General features: G+C 48.3%; 12 protein-coding genes. 7 read left to right on the forward strand and 5 right to left on the reverse strand.

The window, feature by feature from the left end; all coding sequences use genetic code 11:
* Window positions 1-430: 430 nt before the first annotated feature.
* The 4 genes from sucC to EL633_RS01835 all read left to right on the forward strand — a co-directional run bounded on the left by sucC (window position 431) and on the right by EL633_RS01835 (window position 4809).
* Window positions 431-1579: an ADP-forming succinate--CoA ligase subunit beta gene (sucC, locus tag EL633_RS01820; protein ID WP_126625562.1), complete on the forward strand. Its 1149-nt coding sequence runs from the start codon at window positions 431-433 to the stop codon at window positions 1577-1579.
* 6 nt (window positions 1580-1585) lie between these two features.
* Window positions 1586-2449, forward strand: a complete 864-nt coding sequence (sucD, locus tag EL633_RS01825) for a succinate--CoA ligase subunit alpha (RefSeq protein WP_126625563.1) — start codon at window positions 1586-1588, stop codon at window positions 2447-2449.
* Between the two features lie 93 nt (window positions 2450-2542).
* Entirely contained in the window at window positions 2543-3772 is a 1230-nt protein-coding gene (locus EL633_RS01830; RefSeq protein ID WP_126625564.1) for a histone deacetylase family protein, read from the forward strand.
* Between the two features lie 170 nt (window positions 3773-3942).
* Complete coding sequence (locus EL633_RS01835) at window positions 3943-4809, forward strand: GNAT family N-acetyltransferase (protein ID WP_126625565.1); 867 nt, start codon at window positions 3943-3945, stop codon at window positions 4807-4809.
* Here EL633_RS01835 and EL633_RS01840 read toward each other — a convergent pair.
* The 4 genes from EL633_RS01840 to EL633_RS01855 form a co-directional block, all read right to left on the reverse strand.
* Complete coding sequence (locus tag EL633_RS01840; RefSeq protein WP_161981864.1) at window positions 4806-6755, reverse strand: adenylate/guanylate cyclase domain-containing protein; 1950 nt, start codon at window positions 6753-6755, stop codon at window positions 4806-4808. The two genes, EL633_RS01835 and EL633_RS01840, sit on opposite strands and share 4 nt — an antisense overlap.
* Before the next feature lie 147 nt (window positions 6756-6902).
* A complete protein-coding gene (locus EL633_RS01845) occupies window positions 6903-7802 on the reverse strand; it encodes an SDR family oxidoreductase (RefSeq protein WP_126625567.1) in 900 nt (299 codons plus the stop codon).
* A 210-nt stretch (window positions 7803-8012) separates the two neighbouring features.
* Window positions 8013-10388 carry a sensor histidine kinase gene (locus EL633_RS01850; RefSeq protein WP_126625568.1) on the reverse strand — a complete coding sequence of 792 codons (2376 nt, stop codon included), beginning with the start codon at window positions 10386-10388 and terminating at the stop codon, window positions 8013-8015.
* A 5-nt stretch (window positions 10389-10393) separates the two neighbouring features.
* Window positions 10394-11161: a response regulator gene (locus EL633_RS01855; protein ID WP_126629308.1), complete on the reverse strand. Its 768-nt coding sequence runs from the start codon at window positions 11159-11161 to the stop codon at window positions 10394-10396.
* Between the two features lie 505 nt (window positions 11162-11666).
* Here EL633_RS01855 and EL633_RS01860 point away from each other — a divergent pair.
* From EL633_RS01860 to EL633_RS01870, 3 genes are all read left to right on the forward strand, one after another.
* On the forward strand, window positions 11667-13865 hold the full coding sequence (locus EL633_RS01860; protein WP_126625569.1) for an alpha-amylase/4-alpha-glucanotransferase domain-containing protein: 2199 nt from the start codon (window positions 11667-11669) through the stop codon (window positions 13863-13865).
* Between the two features lie 235 nt (window positions 13866-14100).
* Window positions 14101-14820: a type 1 glutamine amidotransferase gene (locus tag EL633_RS01865; protein ID WP_126625570.1), complete on the forward strand. Its 720-nt coding sequence runs from the start codon at window positions 14101-14103 to the stop codon at window positions 14818-14820.
* A 318-nt stretch (window positions 14821-15138) separates the two neighbouring features.
* Window positions 15139-16068 carry a PP2C family protein-serine/threonine phosphatase gene (locus EL633_RS01870; protein WP_161981865.1) on the forward strand — a complete coding sequence of 310 codons (930 nt, stop codon included), beginning with the start codon at window positions 15139-15141 and terminating at the stop codon, window positions 16066-16068.
* Between the two features lie 284 nt (window positions 16069-16352).
* On the opposite strand, the gene ftsH is transcribed toward EL633_RS01870, so the two are convergent.
* Entirely contained in the window at window positions 16353-18656 is a 2304-nt protein-coding gene (gene ftsH / locus EL633_RS01875) for an ATP-dependent zinc metalloprotease FtsH (protein WP_126625572.1), read from the reverse strand.
* Window positions 18657-18903: the final 247 nt, after the last annotated feature.

Genomic DNA, 18903 nt, shown 5'->3' on the forward strand with positions numbered 1-18903 from the left:
ATGTCGCGCTATCTATGTATTTACATACAGCGCATTTTTAACTAACGCCATGTGCAAGTTTTCCACATACCCAATTTTTTGAGGAGGAACATGGCGTTAAATAGTATGGGCAGATAAATACCGTGGGTAGGCAGCCGGCAACAAGCAGATTATTGAAAAACTCGACAGTTAACAAAATATTCATTGACGGGGTATTAGTTGGGTCATATAATGACAGAAGATCGAAGCACAAAGAAATCATAGGTGCCCAAAGAATTGCGTATGTGCCATAAGCTTCAGAGGTATCCCTCTGTATTCCCCATTCTGGTCACATCAAGACGTTCAACACGCCTTGAAAGGCACTATGTTTTATCTTGCGCATGATACGTAAATTCTTTAAAATAGTGAGGAGTACAAAGATGTACGACATATATCACAAGGAGCAACTATTTTGAAAATTCATGAATATCAGGCCAAGGATATTCTGGCAAAGTATGGTATCCCGGTTCAACCAGGAAAAGTCGCCCATACGCCCGAAGAGGCCGAAGCCATTGCCCGTGAACTAGGCGGACCCGTTGTTATTAAAGCCCAGGTCTATGTTGGTGGACGTGGCAAGGCTGGCGGTATCCAGTTTGGTGATACTCCCGAACAGGCGCGTGAGGCCGCTTCCCGCGTACTCGGTATGGATATTAAAGGATTGACGGTAGAAAAGGTCCTGGTGACCTCGAAGATCGATATCAAAGATGAATACTACATGGGTATCGTCCTCGATCGTAAGTCACAGGCCCCCGTTGTGATGGTTTCGACCGCTGGTGGTATTGACATCGAAGAGGTTGCTGAAAAGACACCTGAAAAGATCATTCAACAACCAATCGATATGCGCTGGGGACTACGCCACTTTGAAGCCCTGGATATCGTGGCACGCGCAGGCTTCCCATCCTATATGCTACGTCAATCAGCCGCTATTCTGGCGGCCCTGGCTAAAGCCTTTATCGAGAGCGATGCGAATCTGGCTGAGATCAATCCGTTGGCTTACACCACCGATGGGAAGGTTCTGGCTGCTGATGGCAAAATCGTGATTGATGATAATGGCTTGTTCCGCCAGAAAGAATATGCCACCTGGGCTGAGACAGAAGAAGCGAATCCATTAGAATACGAAGCCAAACAGGCCGGCCTGACGTATGTTAAACTGGATGGTGATGTTGGTATCATCGGCAATGGTGCAGGTCTGGTTATGACAACACTAGATATGGTCGCTCGCTCAGGCGGTAAGCCCGCTAACTTCCTGGATATCGGTGGCGGCGCAAAGGCCGAGGTCATGTATAAGTCATTGACGTTTGTAGCACGCGATCCCCAGGTCAAAGGAATCCTTGTCAACATCTTCGGCGGTATTACGCGTGGTGAAGAGGTCGCCAAGGGTGTGATTATGGCCCAGGCAGAACTTCCAAAAGGAATGCCGATCGTTGTCCGCCTCTCAGGAACGGGTGCCGAAGAAGGACGCGCCTTACTCAAAGATGCAGGACTGGACTGGGGTAAAGATATGCGCGACGCATCAGAGAAGATTGTGGCCGCGATAGCTCGAACGGGAAAAGGACTGTAAGCGATTATGAGTATTCTATTAGATAACACAACACGTGTCATTGTCCAGGGTATCACTGGCCGCGAAGGTCAATATCATACGCGCAATATGATTGCTGCTGGCACACATATCGTAGGTGGTGTGACTCCTTCTAAAGGTGGCCAGAGCGTCGAAGGCGTTCCAGTCTTCGATACTGTCGCACAGGCAAAAGCCGCCACAGATGCCAATGCCAGTTGTATTTTCGTCCCACCTGCAGGTGCCGCTGATGCCATCATGGAAGCCGCCTCCGCCGGGATCGAACTGATCGTCTGTATCACCGAAGGTATTCCGGTCATTGATATGACCCGCGCGATGCTGGTGGTACGCGAAAAAGGCGCTCGCTTGATCGGACCTAACTGTCCTGGTATGTGCACTCCTGGATCCGGCAAGATTGGTATCATCCCTTATCAGATCTTCACTCCAGGTCCTGTCGGCTTTATTTCACGCTCAGGAACCCTGACCTATGAGGTCGTCTCCTTACTCACAGGAGCGGGTATAGGCCAGTCAACCTGCATCGGTATCGGCGGTGATCCAATCATCGGCTCAACCTTTGCAGACTACCTGGCCCTGTTTGAAAAAGATCCACAGACGAAAGTGGTGGTTATGTGTGGTGAAATTGGTGGTAGTGACGAAGAAGATGCGGCAGAGTTCATTAAAACAATGAGTAAACCTGTCGTTTCCTTTGTCTCTGGCCGCACCGCACCAGCCGGCAAACGAATGGGACATGCTGGAGCAATTATCTCTGGCAATACGGGTACTGCGCAAGGAAAAGTGGCCGCCCTTGAGGCTGCCGGCGTTCCGGTCGCTGATACCATTTTTGATATTCCTGAATTAGTAAAAAAAGTACTCTAACACCTATTGCTGGGATATCTGTGGTCTCGACCATGGATATCCCAGCTAGAACACAGCCAGGCAGCGTTATCGACTGCTTGAACAAGGAAATGTATGACAACGGCCCTCGTCTATGATCCAATATTTCTCGAACACCTCGTCCCCCAGGGACATCCTGAACGTCCTCAAAGGATGGAGATGTCGATCGGCTATCTGAAAGCGCTCAACTGGCTTGAGCGCCCGGGACTCGTGCAACTGGCTCCTCGCGCCGCCAGTATAGATGAACTGACAACGGTACATGAGCGTGAGTATATCCGCGAAGTTGAAGAGCTAAGCCAACAGGCTGCTGAGGCTGATGCCAGCACTGGCACAGCTAACAGCTTACAACTTGGTACCGATACCTTTGTCTCGGCTAAAACTTATGAGGCGGCCCTCAAAGCTGCTGGCGCTCCATTGACGGCTCTGGATGCCATCATGAAGGGTGAGATCAACAACGCCTATTGTCTGGTGCGCCCGCCAGGACATCATGCGGTGGCTGAGGCAGGCTTTGGTTTCTGCATCTTCAATAATGTGGCTGTCGCGGCACGTTACGCTCTGGACCACTATGGACTTGAGCGCGTCATGATTGTTGATTATGATGTACACCATGGTAACGGCACACAGGAGACGTTCTACGCTGATCCACGTGTGCTCTATTTCTCAGCTCATCAGTTTCCATTTTTCCCGGGTACAGGTGAAACAGAGGAACTGGGCGAAGGCGCGGCACACGGAACAAATATCAATATCGCATTACCGGCTGGTTCAGGTTATGAAATTTACGAACCCATTTTCCGTCAGGTACTCGCACCAGCGGCCGACCGCTTTAATCCCCAACTGATTCTGGTCTCAGCAGGCTTCGATGCACACTGGAAAGAGGCAGAAGGACATACCGGCGTGCAGCCAGGAATGCGTCTTTCGACCGCGGGCTTTGCCAAACTCAATGAGATTATTATCAAACTCGCCGACACCCTCTGCGAGGGTCGACTGATCATGGTCCAGGAAGGTGGCTATGATCTTGATGTCGTCGCTTCTGGCGTGGCTACCAGCATTAATCAGTTGCTGGGCGGTGTTGAGGCCGTCGATAATTATGGTCAGGCACCCGATATTGACTATCAGCTTAACACTGATGTGGTGATCTCAGAGTTACGTCGTATCCATCAATTAACTGGTTATCGCATGCGCAATCAGGCCAAACCGGATCGTGAGAAGCTGCTACGTGAAATGAAGGGGCCTGTGATTACTAAAACATCTGCTCCTGAAACAACTCATGCTGACAGCGATACCTGCTGCCAGGATAAAGAATAAGTACTTCAATACAGGAGGGAAGAGCTGAGGTGCCAACTCGTCATCTTCCCTTCTTAGCACATTTTCTCATTATTGACGCATCACTATCCTAAGAGATACACTACAGTCGTGTACAGCGAACAAAAACAACCAGTTGGCTTCCACTCCGGCATGATTTAAACAGAGGAATTATGTTACAAAAGCATCGAGAGGTACGCTTACTCCGACCTGAAGATATACAGGCCATTGAGCGACTTTTGCGTACATCCGAGTATGTCTACCAACGTTTTACGCTGAATGAGTTACCCTCATTATTAGCCCGCTATCCAGCCGTTGGCCTGTGGAACGATTCCACGCTCTATGGATTTTTACTTTCACAGATTATTAATCCACCATTAGCCTGGTTTAGCGGTTTCGGCGTTAGTTGGACTGAAAGTAAAAATTACGTAGCCGTGCTTGGAACGCTCCTCGATGAATTGTATGTCCAGCTACAGGCAAAGGGAGTACAATTTTTACATTATTCGGGCAATGATAGTGACAATGATTGGCTGCGTTCACTGCTCCTCGGTCGTGGCTTTATCCCCTACCGCAGCCTCTATTCCTACGATAAGTTCGACTATAAGATACCATCCGAAGGCAATCAGGAAGTAACCATTCGTCCGGTAGATTTGAAACGCGACCTCTCTGAACTGCTAAGAATTGAAGCCGCTTGCTTTGAAGACCTCTGGCGCTATGATCCAATCTCCTTTCAGGACATTGCCGCTACCCATCCTTACTTTGTGGTAGTCGAATTAGCAGGGCAAGTGGTGGGCTATCAATTTAATGCACTAGATGATGACTTTGGTTATCTCATCCGCATTGCTGTGCATCCATCCGCAGGTAGCAAGGGAATTGGCACGCGCTTGATGGCTGAGGCGATCCATTTTTTTGAGCAGGCGCGCGTGTCACGCATCATGCTAAATACGCAGGAAGATAACTATCATGCACACCACCTCTACGAGTGGTTTGGCTTTTTGCGCCTGCAACAAAAAGGTTTTGTACTGCGTAAAATCATTTAGGGTAGACCCAAAAGATAGCGTACCGTCAAAGGGGTGCTCTTGTTCTTCACCGACAATGCATAGGGTTTACCGGTATGCACCTTATTCTGCACCTGTAGAAAAGTTGTATCATTGATGAGGATATCGTTATCAGATACATTGTTTTGCAATCGTGAAGCGACATTGACGGCATCGCCAATAGCAGTATAATTTTGTAAGCGCTCCTGCGCACCAACATTTCCCACTGTAGCGAGTCCGGTATTCACGCCAATCCCAAAGGAGACCTGCACTTCCTGCGGCTGTGAGCGATGGTAGGCCAAGACAGCCATGCGCATCTTCCAGGCCGCGCGTACGGCGCGTAAGGCATGATCAGGTTGAGCTAAGGGTGCATTGAAAATTGCCATCAAGGCATCTCCCTGAAACGCTGTCAGGGTGCCGGATTCTTCCCAGATCGCATCACACATCGTCTTGAGATAACGGTTGATCAGATGCATAACTTCTTCAGGGCGCATATTTTCGCTCAAACGTGTATAGCCGCGAATATCAGCAAAGACAACCGATATCTCTTTCGTCTCACCACCAAGATTTAAGGCCATTGGATCACGGATCAACTGCTCAACCACACTGGGATGAACATAACGCTCAAAGATACCACGAACTTGCCTGGCCCGCGCTTCCGAACGCTTTAACTCGGTCTGATCATCAATGACCAATGCCATACCAATATGTGTGCCCTGCACATCGCGCAATGAGCTGACATAGTAATTTAAACTAACAATATCATCACGTTCACGTCCAGGAATCTTACAGTCAATAGCTTGCTTGATCAGGGTTCCATGCTCATGTTGAGCCTGCGCATTGTAGAGCGCATCAATAATGCCCACACGGGAAGGTAATATTTTGAAGGCTTCACGATAATGTTTACCTAGAGCCATATTGGGGTGGAGGCGAAGAATAATGCTGGCCGCAGCGTTAAAAGTGGTAATAACGCCTGCCGAGTTGGTGGTAACCACACCATTAGCGATGGAGCCAAAGATGTTATCCATATACTGCTTATCTTCGCGTACTGTGCGAATAGCCCTGTTTAAATCAGCGAAGAGTCGGGCATTATCAATGGCAATAGCCGCCTGATTGCAAAAGGCCAGCAAAAGCTCCAGGTGCTTTTTATTAAAGAGGCGCGTATTATAGCGGCTATCAACATAAACCGCGCCAATACAACTATTACGCACAATTAAAGGCGCACACATAATCGAGCGAATCCCATAAACCAGGATGCTCTGATTATCTTTTAAGCCCTCGTCCAATTGGGCATCGTCAGTCAATAAAGGTTGACGAGAATCGATGACTTTTTTAATGGTATTGCGACTGATCTGGGCGGTACTAAAAGCGCTCACCGGAATGGTATTGGCATTTTTATCACGTGCCACGGTCACTTCAGAGGCCCCTGAACTGGTATTTACCAGCATCAACACGCCGCGTTCTGCCTTAACGAATTGGATGACACGATCCATGACCAGTGACAGAACTTCATCAAATTCGAGGGTAGAATTGAGAGTTCGGGCAATTTCGGATAGGGTTTCTAGTTCATCGCGCTGCTGCTCTAGATTGAAGATGCTGGTCACCATAGCTTCGCGCTCATGCTCAAATCCATTATTAGGAGATGAAGGAGTCTGGTGAGAGGCAAGCGATGGTCGATCCTGACCTGGAACCGGATTCTGCGCGGCATTCACGGTCCGTTGCATCGCCTGATAAATACGCCCTAGCTCAAGATCCGCGTTGCGACTCACATTTAAGGCATCACTCAGCAAACGCACCCGGGGATCTCCCCCATCACTGGCAAAAGTGCCCTCAACGGCAATACTTAATCTCTCAGAACTTTCATGGATCAGGCGCGAGATACGGATCACCCGCTCACTGATAGCGCGTAATTCATCGCCTGCTTTCCCAGACAAATCGGCAGAGATCACGCAGATTCCTCCCTCCAAAACAGTAACGCGTCCGTTGTGGATAGCTCTATCTATGTACATGAATAAGTGGGCATTCACTTCAATCTATAAACGAAGAAGCCCACTTATTATAGCACAGCAACCTCGAATCTGCGCTTGAATCGCTTGCTATACGCCCTGAGTCTCTAGCGCTGTTTTGAAGGATTGAGGTTTAAAACCAAAATCACGTTCCACACTATCAAGGTCAGTGGTGTTATTGAAGGAGAAGAGGGTCATCGCTGCACTGGTGAGCGGTGGCTTGGGCAGAATAGCCTCCATCACGGCTGCTCCGATACCAACCAATGGTGTTGGTGCATAAACTTTAGGCCGACTCTTATGCGTTGCCTTTAATAATACATCAAAGACCTGAGAGAATGAATAGTATTCAGGACCACCAATGGTAAAAATCTTGCTGTTGGTCCTGGCAGGATCAGCCAACACTTTAAGGATGACCGTGACAACATCATCCACAGCAATCGGCTGGAACAGTATCTTCCCACCTCCAATCAAAGGAACCACTGGTGCCGTCTGAATCAGATCCACCAGTCCTTTAATGAAAGGAGCACCTTTGCCAAACAGAACAGAAGGACGAATAATGGTCCAGTCCAATCCACTCTCAATCAACATTTTTTCTGCTAAATAGCGTCCCTGCATATAACTGCCCGGTTTATCTGGTTTGGTGCCCAGACCACTAATCTCAACGATCCTTTTTACGCCCGCCGCTTTGGCTGCCAGGATAAGATTTGAGGTTCCACCAACATTTGTTTCTTCGTAATGGTTTCCCACCGATTGTTTACGATCAGCAGTCATAAACGCCGCATGGACAATCGTCTCAATCCCATTAACCGCCTTCACCAGGGTTACGGGCTGCGTGGTTGCGCCCTGCACTAGCTCAACTTTGTCGGCCGGAAGTACCGTTGCAGCCTGACGCACATCGCGCACCAGACAGCGCGGACGCTCACCTTGAGCTACCAGTCGAGCTACCAGATGGCGGCCAATAAAACCTGTTGCGCCTGTAATCAGTATCATGAATTGTGTCCCTCCCCGTAAAAATAAAGCACTTTATGCTAGAGATGCTATCCAGCCAAACTTCAGGTACTATTACTGTCCTACCCCAATAGAGTTGCATCTGCATCAGCAGCGGTTCGCCACCGGGTTGTCTTATCACGATAGAGCGAAAACATACTGAATACCAGGAGATAGCATCATGAATAAGCAGGTGAGTGGGCACATTGCTTTTTAACGTAGTGCTTCAATTGGAAGGAAGATGCGTACACTGACCCCTTCATTTGGGGCTGTCTTGACGGTTACACTGCCACCCGCAATAGCGAGCAGGGCGCTATGGGTGAGTAAACCGCCACCTGTACCAGTGGTCGAGCTACCAGAAGTGACAATCCCAACACCATCATCCGTTACCAATACCTCTAAATGGGGATTACAGGTCGCAGAGATGGTCATACGCAGGCGACGATGAACATCGGTACCCCGTGCATGGCGAGCGGCATTGCGCAACGCCTCCTGCACGGCCGCAAAGATCAACTCCGCAATGGCGGGTGGGACTGCATCATCGATAAAGCCGGCGACCTCATCTGAGACCAGCCATTCAATGTCATCAAATGCCTGCTGGAAATCCTGTTCAAGCATGGTATGGATCGCGGTCATCATTCCATCGCGTTCAAGGCGATGGGGCGCCCCGGTAGACATGGCGCGCATCATTGAGGCCAGTTGACGATGGACCGTGCTAATCGAGCTAATCGCCTCGTTCAAGGATTCGTCAAAGCGCTCTGGTGCCACCGGTTCCTGCTGATTATTCAGGGAACGCATAGTTTCCAGGTTGAGCAGGGCCAGATGCAGCATTGGTAACGTTTCGTCGTGCAAGACACGGCGTTGCTGGGCACCTAACAACTTGACATCCACGACCCGTCGTCGTAATAATCCAGCCACAGCGAGCATTGCCTCATGATCACGCAACGTATCCAGCATCCGCTGTCCACACGCCTGAGCCAGATCCATATCTTCGTTGGTAAATGCACCGCCATTCTGACGTGGGCCGAGATAGAGTCTGGCGACCAGGCCTAATTCATCATAGATTGGCAAAACCCAACAGATAACAGGCAAACCATGTAATAGCACACGAATACGATAGGTATGTAGCCCTGAACGTAGATTTTTTCGATCAGTGCCATCACCCAATATTTGCTCATTACTGGCCGTTCCACCCAGTTCCTGGGAAACAGAGGGAGCATCCACGATCGACCAGCGATAAGAAAAGCTTCGTCTGACTGGACCAGCCAGCACCACCAGGCGCGCACAGCGTACCTCTAGCACTTCTTTGCACAGATGGAAGAAGAGGGCCTCCATATTCTGTTCTGTTTTCTGCAAATCTGTATTCAACCAATGGCGCACACTGGTACTGCGTAAAAAAGGTCCAAGTAATGCGACATAACGATCGTGCGCGGTATAACTACTCCAGGTAAACAAGGCATAGGTGCCGGTAGCAATCATGGTGATCAAAAGCAGACTACCCAATGAGCTATGGGTGATCAATAGCAGAAAAGAGATAAATAAAGCGATGGTTGTAGCGACAATAACAATACCTCGCCACTGCTCAAAAAAGCCACGCCGGGCCAGTGGTCGTTCGATCAAAATTCCATGGCGCACAATTGAGTAGCCAATCAATAGCACGATCAAAGCCACACAGCCAGTTGCATAGACATCCAATATAATCAGGCTGGTTGGGATTGTGTTGAGATCAACCACAGGGCCAGTTGGTTGCACCATATTAGTCTGCATTTTAAGCCAGTTGGTCATGGACCAGACCCCCATACTACCCAGACTGAGGGTCAGGCAAACCATGAAGAGGGCCGCCAATAGCAGGACCGGACGGGCCAGATGCCAGGATAACATCGGCTCCATAAGGTTATCTACAGCCACCTGATCATCCCAAAAAGCATCTACGAGCGAACGACGTAAAGAGATTGTACGTGCTCTAAGTACACCATAACGCCAGAGCGCGCTCAATAGACGTCCTACGCGGGCAGGGGTAAACCAGGGACCAATGACACAAAATGTGACGTATGCTAAAAACAAAATGGGGACGGCTACCAATGGAAAAGAGGGTGCCATCTGCCGCGTCCCACCAAAATCACTGCCATAAGCCAACCACAGCAGAGTATCCTTAAAGGTAAAAGTCGACTGATTACTGAGCAGAATGAATAAAACACTACACCCAAGGGCTGCGCTGCTTATTAACAAAAATGGTCTACGTCTCCGCCAGCGCTCATTCAAAAATGAAGCGTAATATAGTCCGATCATAAACCAGATATACGGCACGCCCAATGCGGGAAACCAGATCAGGCGCCATAAAAAATCGGTGGAAACTGGACTACCCGTCGCTTTAGAGAGTGGGCCAGAGATGAGTAGCGAATGGATAAAGAAAAAGAGGGCCGCCAGACTTAAACCAACGACACCAATACGGGCAATCAGGCTGCGGCGATCCCCATTCAGCCACACGGTAACCGCCAGCCATAAAAAGGCGATTAAATTGAAGATAGAAAGGGCCAGAGCAAACGTTTGCAGCAGTAAAGCAGGAGTATGAAAAAAGGGCACAGACATTATTATTATTCTTCTTTGTATAACGGGACCCACTCACCTCGACGGTCTTGTACCAGCGCGATGCCATCTTCGTCCCACATTACCATACGATTAAGCATAAAAATCAACGTTGCGCGTGCGCGTGCAACTTTATCATCCACCGCATTCTCACTCAGTCCCCAGGCAGCATAGATACGGCCATTCGTACGGCTGACAGCACGTTTATCATGCAAGCTTAAGCGCGAAGCAATCTGCTCATTGGTCATCCCCTGCGCCATTAACTCGGCGACGCGCAACTCGTTAGGTTCCAACAAGGCCCGTGGAGATTGCTCATCAAGATCACGCACCTCTTGCACTCGATCCTCTATTTCAGGATCCACCAGGCTACGACCACTCACAGCATCTCGTAGTAACGGTACCAGCATGCTGGGCAATAAATAGTTACTTTTACGCACATACGCATAGTGTGTCAGAATTCCCGATGCGCGAAATTCACGATAATACTCATCATCATCCTGAATAGAATAAAAAACCACGGGCATACGCGGACGCTCACGCCTGATCGCCACTGCGGCCCCAACTCCACTCAAGGCACGACGACCTTCCCGTGGATCCCGCAACTGAACATCCATCAGGATTACATCCATATCCAATTCTAATGCTCTCGTTACTGCCTCACGACCAGTGGCAGCCTCTCCAACCACCTGTACCTCGCGCGTCGCCTCTAATCCCTGATACAACGCCTTACGTAAAGGACCATGGTCATCAACAATTAGTATTTTGAGTATTCCCATAATATACTGGTTACTCCATGCGATTCTCTCATCAATCAACTCTTTTTTCATAGACAGATGATACCTCCCTACCCCACAATCGCCTCCATACATTTTGTTCAGTATAACAATTTCTGCCACAAGAGGATAGCATCCGAAACCATAAAAACTGCACACGCGATCAGTGGTACTATTCAAGCAAAGCTACGAGCAACAAGGTCACACTACAATCTCATAGAAAATTTTTTATGGATGAGGTATACAACAAGCTTTACAATTACTATTTGTCCATAATGACAACCATGATATATTGAAATCAAACAGAGAAAACTATACTATAACACTATGCAGTGTAGGGACACTCAGAAAAAATCCTGCTACTTAATAAGAAAGCAAAGGAGTTGGCAAGAGAGATAAAAATCATTTAGACTAAAGACTTTGTCTCGCCAGCATCAGGCATTGCGCTCACATAAGCCTGGAATTGTCGCTCCTGCTTACATAAACATATCATAAAGGACGAAGAGAAATGACAGTAGGGTCAAACCCACAACAGAGTATTCAAATTGGTCTATTACTTCATAATCACCAACCAGTTGGTAATTTTCCATGGGTATTTCAACAGGTCTATGAAGAATCCTATTTGCCAATGATTGAGGCATTAGAGCGACATCCCAATGTGCGGCTCTCACTCCACTATACAGGATCGCTCCTGGATTGGCTAGAAGAGGCCCATCCAGAATTTTTACAGCGTGTCTCACGCCTGGTTGCCAGAAAACAGGTTGAGATCGTGGGCGGTGGCTACTATGAACCAATCCTGCCTTCTATACCTGATAGCGATAAAGTTACTCAGATTCGCCGCCTCTCCGAGCGGGTACAGGCTGATTTTGGCGTCAAGCCAACAGGAATGTGGCTGGCGGAGCGCGTCTGGGAGCCAAGCCTCCCACGCTATTTAACCGAAGCCGGTATCGAATGGACCATTCTAGATGATATCCATTTTAAAAATGTGGGGCTGCAAGATAATGATCTCTATGGTTATTATGCGACCGAAGATCAGACCGGGATCCTCAAAGTCTACGCCACCAGCCAGTCACTCCGTTATACGATTCCCTGGCGTCCACCGCAAGAGACAATTGAGACATTGCGCAAACTGGCCACCGCTGATGGCAATCGCATTGTTGTCATGGGCGACGATGGAGAGAAATTCGGTAGCTGGCCCGATACACATCCTTACTGCTGGGGTCCAGATGGACACTCAGGCTGGGTTGACCAGTTCTTTACAGCTCTAGAAGAAAACGCCGATTGGTTGCATACGACACCACTGGGGGAGCATGCCGCGCAAAATCCAGCGCTGGGCCGTGTGTATATTCCTACCTCCTCTTATATCGAGATGACCGAGTGGGCGTTGCCTGCTCAACGCGCCTATCAGTTTTCACAGTTAGTGCATCAACTGGAAGATGAGAAGCGCACTGATATTTTACAATTTATGCGTGGTGGCTTCTGGCGCAGTTTCCTTGTGCGCTACGCAGAGATCAACAACCAGCATAAAAAGATGTTGCGCGTGCATAAAAACGTCCAGGCGGCTGGTGCCAGCGAAGAAGTGGGACTGACACATCTCTTAAAAGCCCAGGCGAACGACACTTATTGGCATGGTCTCTTCGGAGGCATCTACATGGCCCATGTGCGCTCAGCCATCTATCACCACTTGATCAAAGCTGAAAATGCCGCTGATGCCGTTACCCACGGCACAGGTTCCTGGCAGCAGTATGAGTTCACTGATTTTGAACGCAATACCTTACAACAGTTAATCATCGAAGGTGACAAACAAAATCTTTACCTGGATCCTCAACATGGTGGCAGCCTGTTTGAATGGGATATGCGCCGTAGCGCCCATAACCTGCTCAGCGTCATGACCCGACAGGAGGAGAGCTATCATCAAACGTTGCGTAGCTACGAACAGGAACGACGTCGCAATGCAGCTAACAAGACCACACAGCAGGCCGCTGGAGATCCTGGCAATCCACACAGTACTATTCGCACCAAGGAAGCTGATTTAGACCAGCATCTGGTTATTGATCGCTACCGCCGCAGTAGCCTGGTTGACCATTTCCTGCCTGCTGGATTACCACTGGCCAGTTTCACACAGATACGTTATGAAGAATTGGGCAACTTCGCCAATCAGCCTTATGAAGCAAACGTCAGCCAGGATGAGCATGGCATCACAGTAGTTATGAGCCGCGAGGGACAAGTGAAGCGCGCCGGGGCGCTTGATCCACTACCAGTCCATCTGACCAAGACACTCTTTGTGCCACAGGGCGAGGAGAAACTGGTCGTGCGCTATCACATTGAGAATAAGGGACAGTCACGCCTGCAAACCAGCTTTGCAACAGAGTGGAACATGAATTTACTCGGTGGTGGTGGCAATCCACAGGCCTATGTCACTGTCAAAGATCAGCAATTACCGAGTCATAGCTTTGATAGTACCGGAGAAGTCCTGAATATGCGCGAAATGCATATCGGCAATAGCTGGCTCCAACAAGATCTGGGTATCTCAATCAGTGAGCCGGCTACCCTCTGGCACTTCTCAATTGATACTGTGACCGGTTCGGAAGCTGGTTTTGAACGTACCCATCAGGGGAGTAGCTTTACGTTCCTCTGGCAATTAGCGCTCGATGCAGGCGAAAGCTGGACCGTCGGGATGATCGCCGAGGGAAAACAACCTGAATAGCCCAAAGGTAATGCACTAGTTCGCACAAACGGGTAGGATTGAAGAAAGAATCGTAGCTGTGTCGTTGAATATAAGAGAGAGTACTATCAATTTATGGTTGGCTTTCTCAACATAGAGATCATGTCATGGCTACGGTTTTTCTGGCTTAACTACCTGCTGCTATCTCGGTCTTATCTACAATTTATGTTGCTGAGATAATTATCGATTATTGTGTATATAGAAAGGAGCAGCGAAGGTGCAGAAGGTCTTGCTATTACAACATACCTGGGATGATCCTCATGGCTATCTCGGAAACCTGCTAGAGATCCATGGCATCGACTATGATGTGGTGCAGATTGAAAACACTCCCCTTCCTGATCCAACCACTTATGCAGCAATTATCGCACTGGGTGGTTCACAGCATGCTTACGCGGAACAAGAGTTTCCTTATCTGGTCCAGGAAAAGGTCTGGCTGCGACAGCTTGTCGCTCAGGATATTCCCTATCTGGGAATTTGTCTGGGGGCACAAATGCTAGCGGATGCACTTGGTGGACTGACTCGACCACACAATCTCACAGAGATCGGTTTTTTCAATGTTCAACTCACTCCCCAGGGACAGCAAGATCCTTTGTTTGTAGGATTTACCGAGGGCTATGAAAAGGTGTTTCATTGGCATGAAGATACTTTTGACTTGCCCACAGAAGCTGTGCTATTAGCAACCAGTGCCAATACGGAGAATCAGGCCTTCCGTTATGGACGTCATTTCTACGGTCTCCAGTACCATATAGAAATTGATAATGATATTCTTAATACCTGGCTTTACCATCCGTCAATGAAAGAGAGTATTATCGAAGTTCTTGGACTTCCAGCATACCAGGCTATAGAGCAAGCGCGGAAAGAAGAGTTTCCTATCTATCAACAGCACACAAAAATGCTATTCGAGAATTTTCTTAGAATTTGCAACCTGATCCATTGAAAAATAGTATCTAAGAGTGCAAAACCCTTTTCTTTTCGTCTTGCAATCTGATATACTTGCACTCAATAGTTTATTCTACCAACACACATGGGTTCGTCTAATATACCAGGCTTGCGAACCAACAAAATTGTCTATAACAGAAACATTGGGGTTGTGACAAAGTAGAGCAAGTATAAAAAGAGAAGTTACAAACTTTTAAAAGTATTCCAGGACCAATAGGTCTGTTCTATTGTAAATGGTATAGACATGAATTATCAAGTGATAAACAAAAGTACAACACTTATAGCAAAATCACCCGAAAGGCAGCAATCGACGAAGATGCCACACAAAACACGACATTATAACCGCACAACTACCCATCATCTTCATAAGCGATCACCTTTCGCTACTTCTAGCCGCAGCATCGCCAACGAACGTCACCCAACCCGTAATGAAGATAGTATGATTATAGATGAGCTCGGCGGACTGTTTGCAGTTTTTGATGGAGTTGGTGGTAGCGCAGCGGCTGAAATTGCCTCTCAAACTGCAGCCAATTCGACACGTGAATCCTGGAAACGCATACTGACAACAGATCGCAATCGACGTAAAATTTATACCTTTCTTGAAGATTGCAACAAGCGCGACCTGTGCCCGATTCTGGAGAAACTTATTCTGGATGCGGATGAAGAGGTCCGCACAAATGGAGCAGACAGAGCTGGTACCGATGACCTTGCAACGACTGTCGCTCTAGCAGCGTTCTGTCGCACCCCCAACTCAAACGAGTATACGATGACTTATGCACATGTAGGCGATAGCCGCGTCTACCTTCTACGTGGAGAGGATCATCTGAAACGCCTGACCCATGATGATGGATTACTAACCAAGCTGGTTGAAAATCAGATTGTCAATGAATATCATGCCTTCCGCATCGATCAAGCCATGCGCGCAGATCAACTCTCAGAAGTTGAATATAGCTACTTCCGACTACGTGGAGGCATCACACAAGCCTTAGGTGGCCCGATACCGCCGACCATCCATACGGATAAAGCCAATATACGTCCTGGAGATCGTATCCTGCTCTGTACTGATGGAATCCATGACAACTTGACCGATGAAGAAATTGAAGATATCCTGCGCAACAGTCCACGCCAATCCGCAGGTCGCATCCTGGTTGAAAGAGCACGCCGCCGCTCACATGAAGATCGTAACCAGACTATACGCTCAAAGCCCGACGACATGAGCGCTATTGTTATGACATGTCGTTTCTGATTTATCCGTATAAATAATTATATCCCTATTATAGTAGTAAAATGACACGAAATAAGCCATGCGAAGCGGGGTCGCTAGCGGCCCCAAAGCTTTCTGTTGTCTAAGTTACCATAGCAGCACACTACTATCCCCACACGATATTCTCTAATACGCAATTAGTATAAATGCTATATTATGCTCTCATCTCTTCGCAGAATCATTAACACATGATAAAAAATGACAGCGTACACGACCTATAACAATTTGCTTACAGGTCGTGTACGCTGTCTTCTCTGCTACTATGTTCAGGCTTTACTTACCACCAGCTCAAAGTGTGCACGATCTAGTTGTTCATGCTCTATCAAGGCATCAGCCAGAGTAGAGAGTTGTTCCGCATGCTCAGATAGAATGCTACGAGCCATGTCACGACCGGCTTTCAGGATGTTTTGTACTTCCGCATCTATCAACGCACTCATCATCGCCCCTCCAGATTTTTTGGCTGTCATAGTTTGCGTATAATATCTGTTTGGCACAAGAGACGAACCATTCATACGCAGGTTCCCCTGAGCATCAGCCACCAGCGAACGTGACTGGGCGGGAACAGCGTCCGGATCTAGATTGCGCATATTGAGCGCGTATGTTTCTTCAGGACGATAATCAGCAAACACCAGTCCAATACGCTCGCTCATGCCCCAACGCGTCACCATTTTTCGGGCCAGATCGGTCACAACTTGCAGATCATTCTCCGCACCAGTGGTAATACGCTGACTTCCAAAGGTAAGCTCTTCAGCCATCCGACCACCCAATCCAACCGCGATACGGGCCATTAACATCTCACGGCTGAAGTTATAGTGATCCATCTCAGCACTAAACTGTGTAACACCAAGGCTCTGACCACGCGGCAAAATAGTAACACGATTCACACGATCAGCCTCTGGCAGATGGTGGGCAACCAGGGCATGGCCACCTTCGTGTACAGCAATAATGCGGCGCTCCGCTTCAGTCATGATCAAAGGACGTAAGGCTCCCAGTTGAATACGGGCCAATGCATCTTCAAAACATTGATGAGTAAGCGCCATAAGATCCTTCCTGGCTGCTGTTAGAGCGGCTTCATTAACAAGATTGGCCAGATCCGCACCGGTCATGCCGGTCGAGAGGCGAGCCAGTCGCTCCAATGACACATCCTCTGCTAACGGAGTCTCACGTGTATGGACACGCAAAATGGCCTCGCGCCCTGCTCGATCAGGTGCCGAGACAGTAATACGTCGGTCAAAACGACCGGGGCGCAATAAAGCTTTATCCAGAGTATCCACGCGGTTGGTAGCTGCCAGCACAATCACTGCCTGACGCGGATTGAAACCATCCAATTCCACTAGTAACTGATTCAATGTTTGATCACGCTCATCGCTACTGCCACCTCGCATCGAGCGTTTCCGGCCCACGGCATCGATCTCATCAATGAAAATCACACAAGGAGCAACCTGGCGGGCCTGCAGAAAAAGATCACGTACGCGGCTGGCGCCTACTCCCACAAACATTTCCACGAATTCAGATGCGCTTATACTAAAAAAGGGAACCTGCGCCTCGCCGGCAACTGCTTTTGCCAGCAATGTCTTACCGGTGCCAGGAACTCCTACCAGTAGAGCACCACGCGGAATATGCGCACCCAGGCGCGCATATTTCTCAGGTTCACGCAAAAAATGGACCATTTCAACCAGTTCGGACTTCACTTCATCAATGCCAGCCACATCAGCAAAGGTTACAGAAGGAATAGTTTCCACACGGGCAGCCACTGGTTTTGCTATTGAAGTGGTCGCCCCAGAACGAGTGGGCATATGCGTTGACGTGGATGGGGAGCTCTTCTGAACTGATTTTACCCCTTCAGGTAAACGATCAAAACGCCGTGCGCGACTCTTACCAATCTGTGTAATACGATCATCCATCAAGCCGCCATGATCCTGCCTTTTCCGCATAAAAAAGAAGACGAGCAGGATTACTAACAGCACAAGCAATGGAAAGAAATGTACCAATCCCGACAGTAATGGAGAGGTTTGAGTAACTGGAAGCACAGTAATATTGACATTGGCGGCTTCCAATTGCGACATCAATAAGGTTTTGCCATTAGCGGGAATATGTACATAGGCAGTATGCTCATCAACAGTTGCCATGTTCTGGGTTGTTGTCGCTGAAATCGTGTCGTTATTTGCAATAGCATTGATCCAGCTTTGTACATCAATGGGAGCATTCTGTTTGCTTAAATTATTGTTATTCGATGTATTTTTTGAGGATTGGAGAGGGCGCTTTAACAACACATGCACATCAGCACTCTGGATAGTTACTGCGGCGACATTGCCACTCTTCACCTGATGGACAAACGTCGAATAATCGATAACACGTGATCCATCGGCGGGCATACTTGCATCAGGAGCGGGAAGACGAGCTGCAATACCCAGTACTAACGCGCACAATATTATCAGTAGGGCAGATGTGATAACAGGATTACGATGACGATATACAAATTCCCAGCATTTATGCCCATAATAACTTATTGGCCGCCGTTGAGGCCGCCTATTGCGGGGCTTCATACGACGGCTAGCCTTGTCATCCATACCTTCACCTCACCTAAAAACAGGTCCTTTTTATACTCAAATCTTTTTGCGATGCGATATCTTTTCCATAACGCCATTGAAAAGAGCTGCAAATCAACCCCAGCAGGAAAACCAGTGGTAGCCTTAGTTAAGCTAGCTGTAGTTTACCGCCTTTCAGAGTTACTTGTGATATTTCCAGTACTTTCTTCTCATATCATAACAAAGCAAAGTGTTTCAACATGCTCCAAAGCGCGGTCCTATTACAGAA

Origin of the sequence: Dictyobacter alpinus, from assembly GCF_003967575.1 — a bacterium.
Classification (GTDB): Bacteria; Chloroflexota; Ktedonobacteria; order Ktedonobacterales; family Ktedonobacteraceae; genus Dictyobacter; species Dictyobacter alpinus.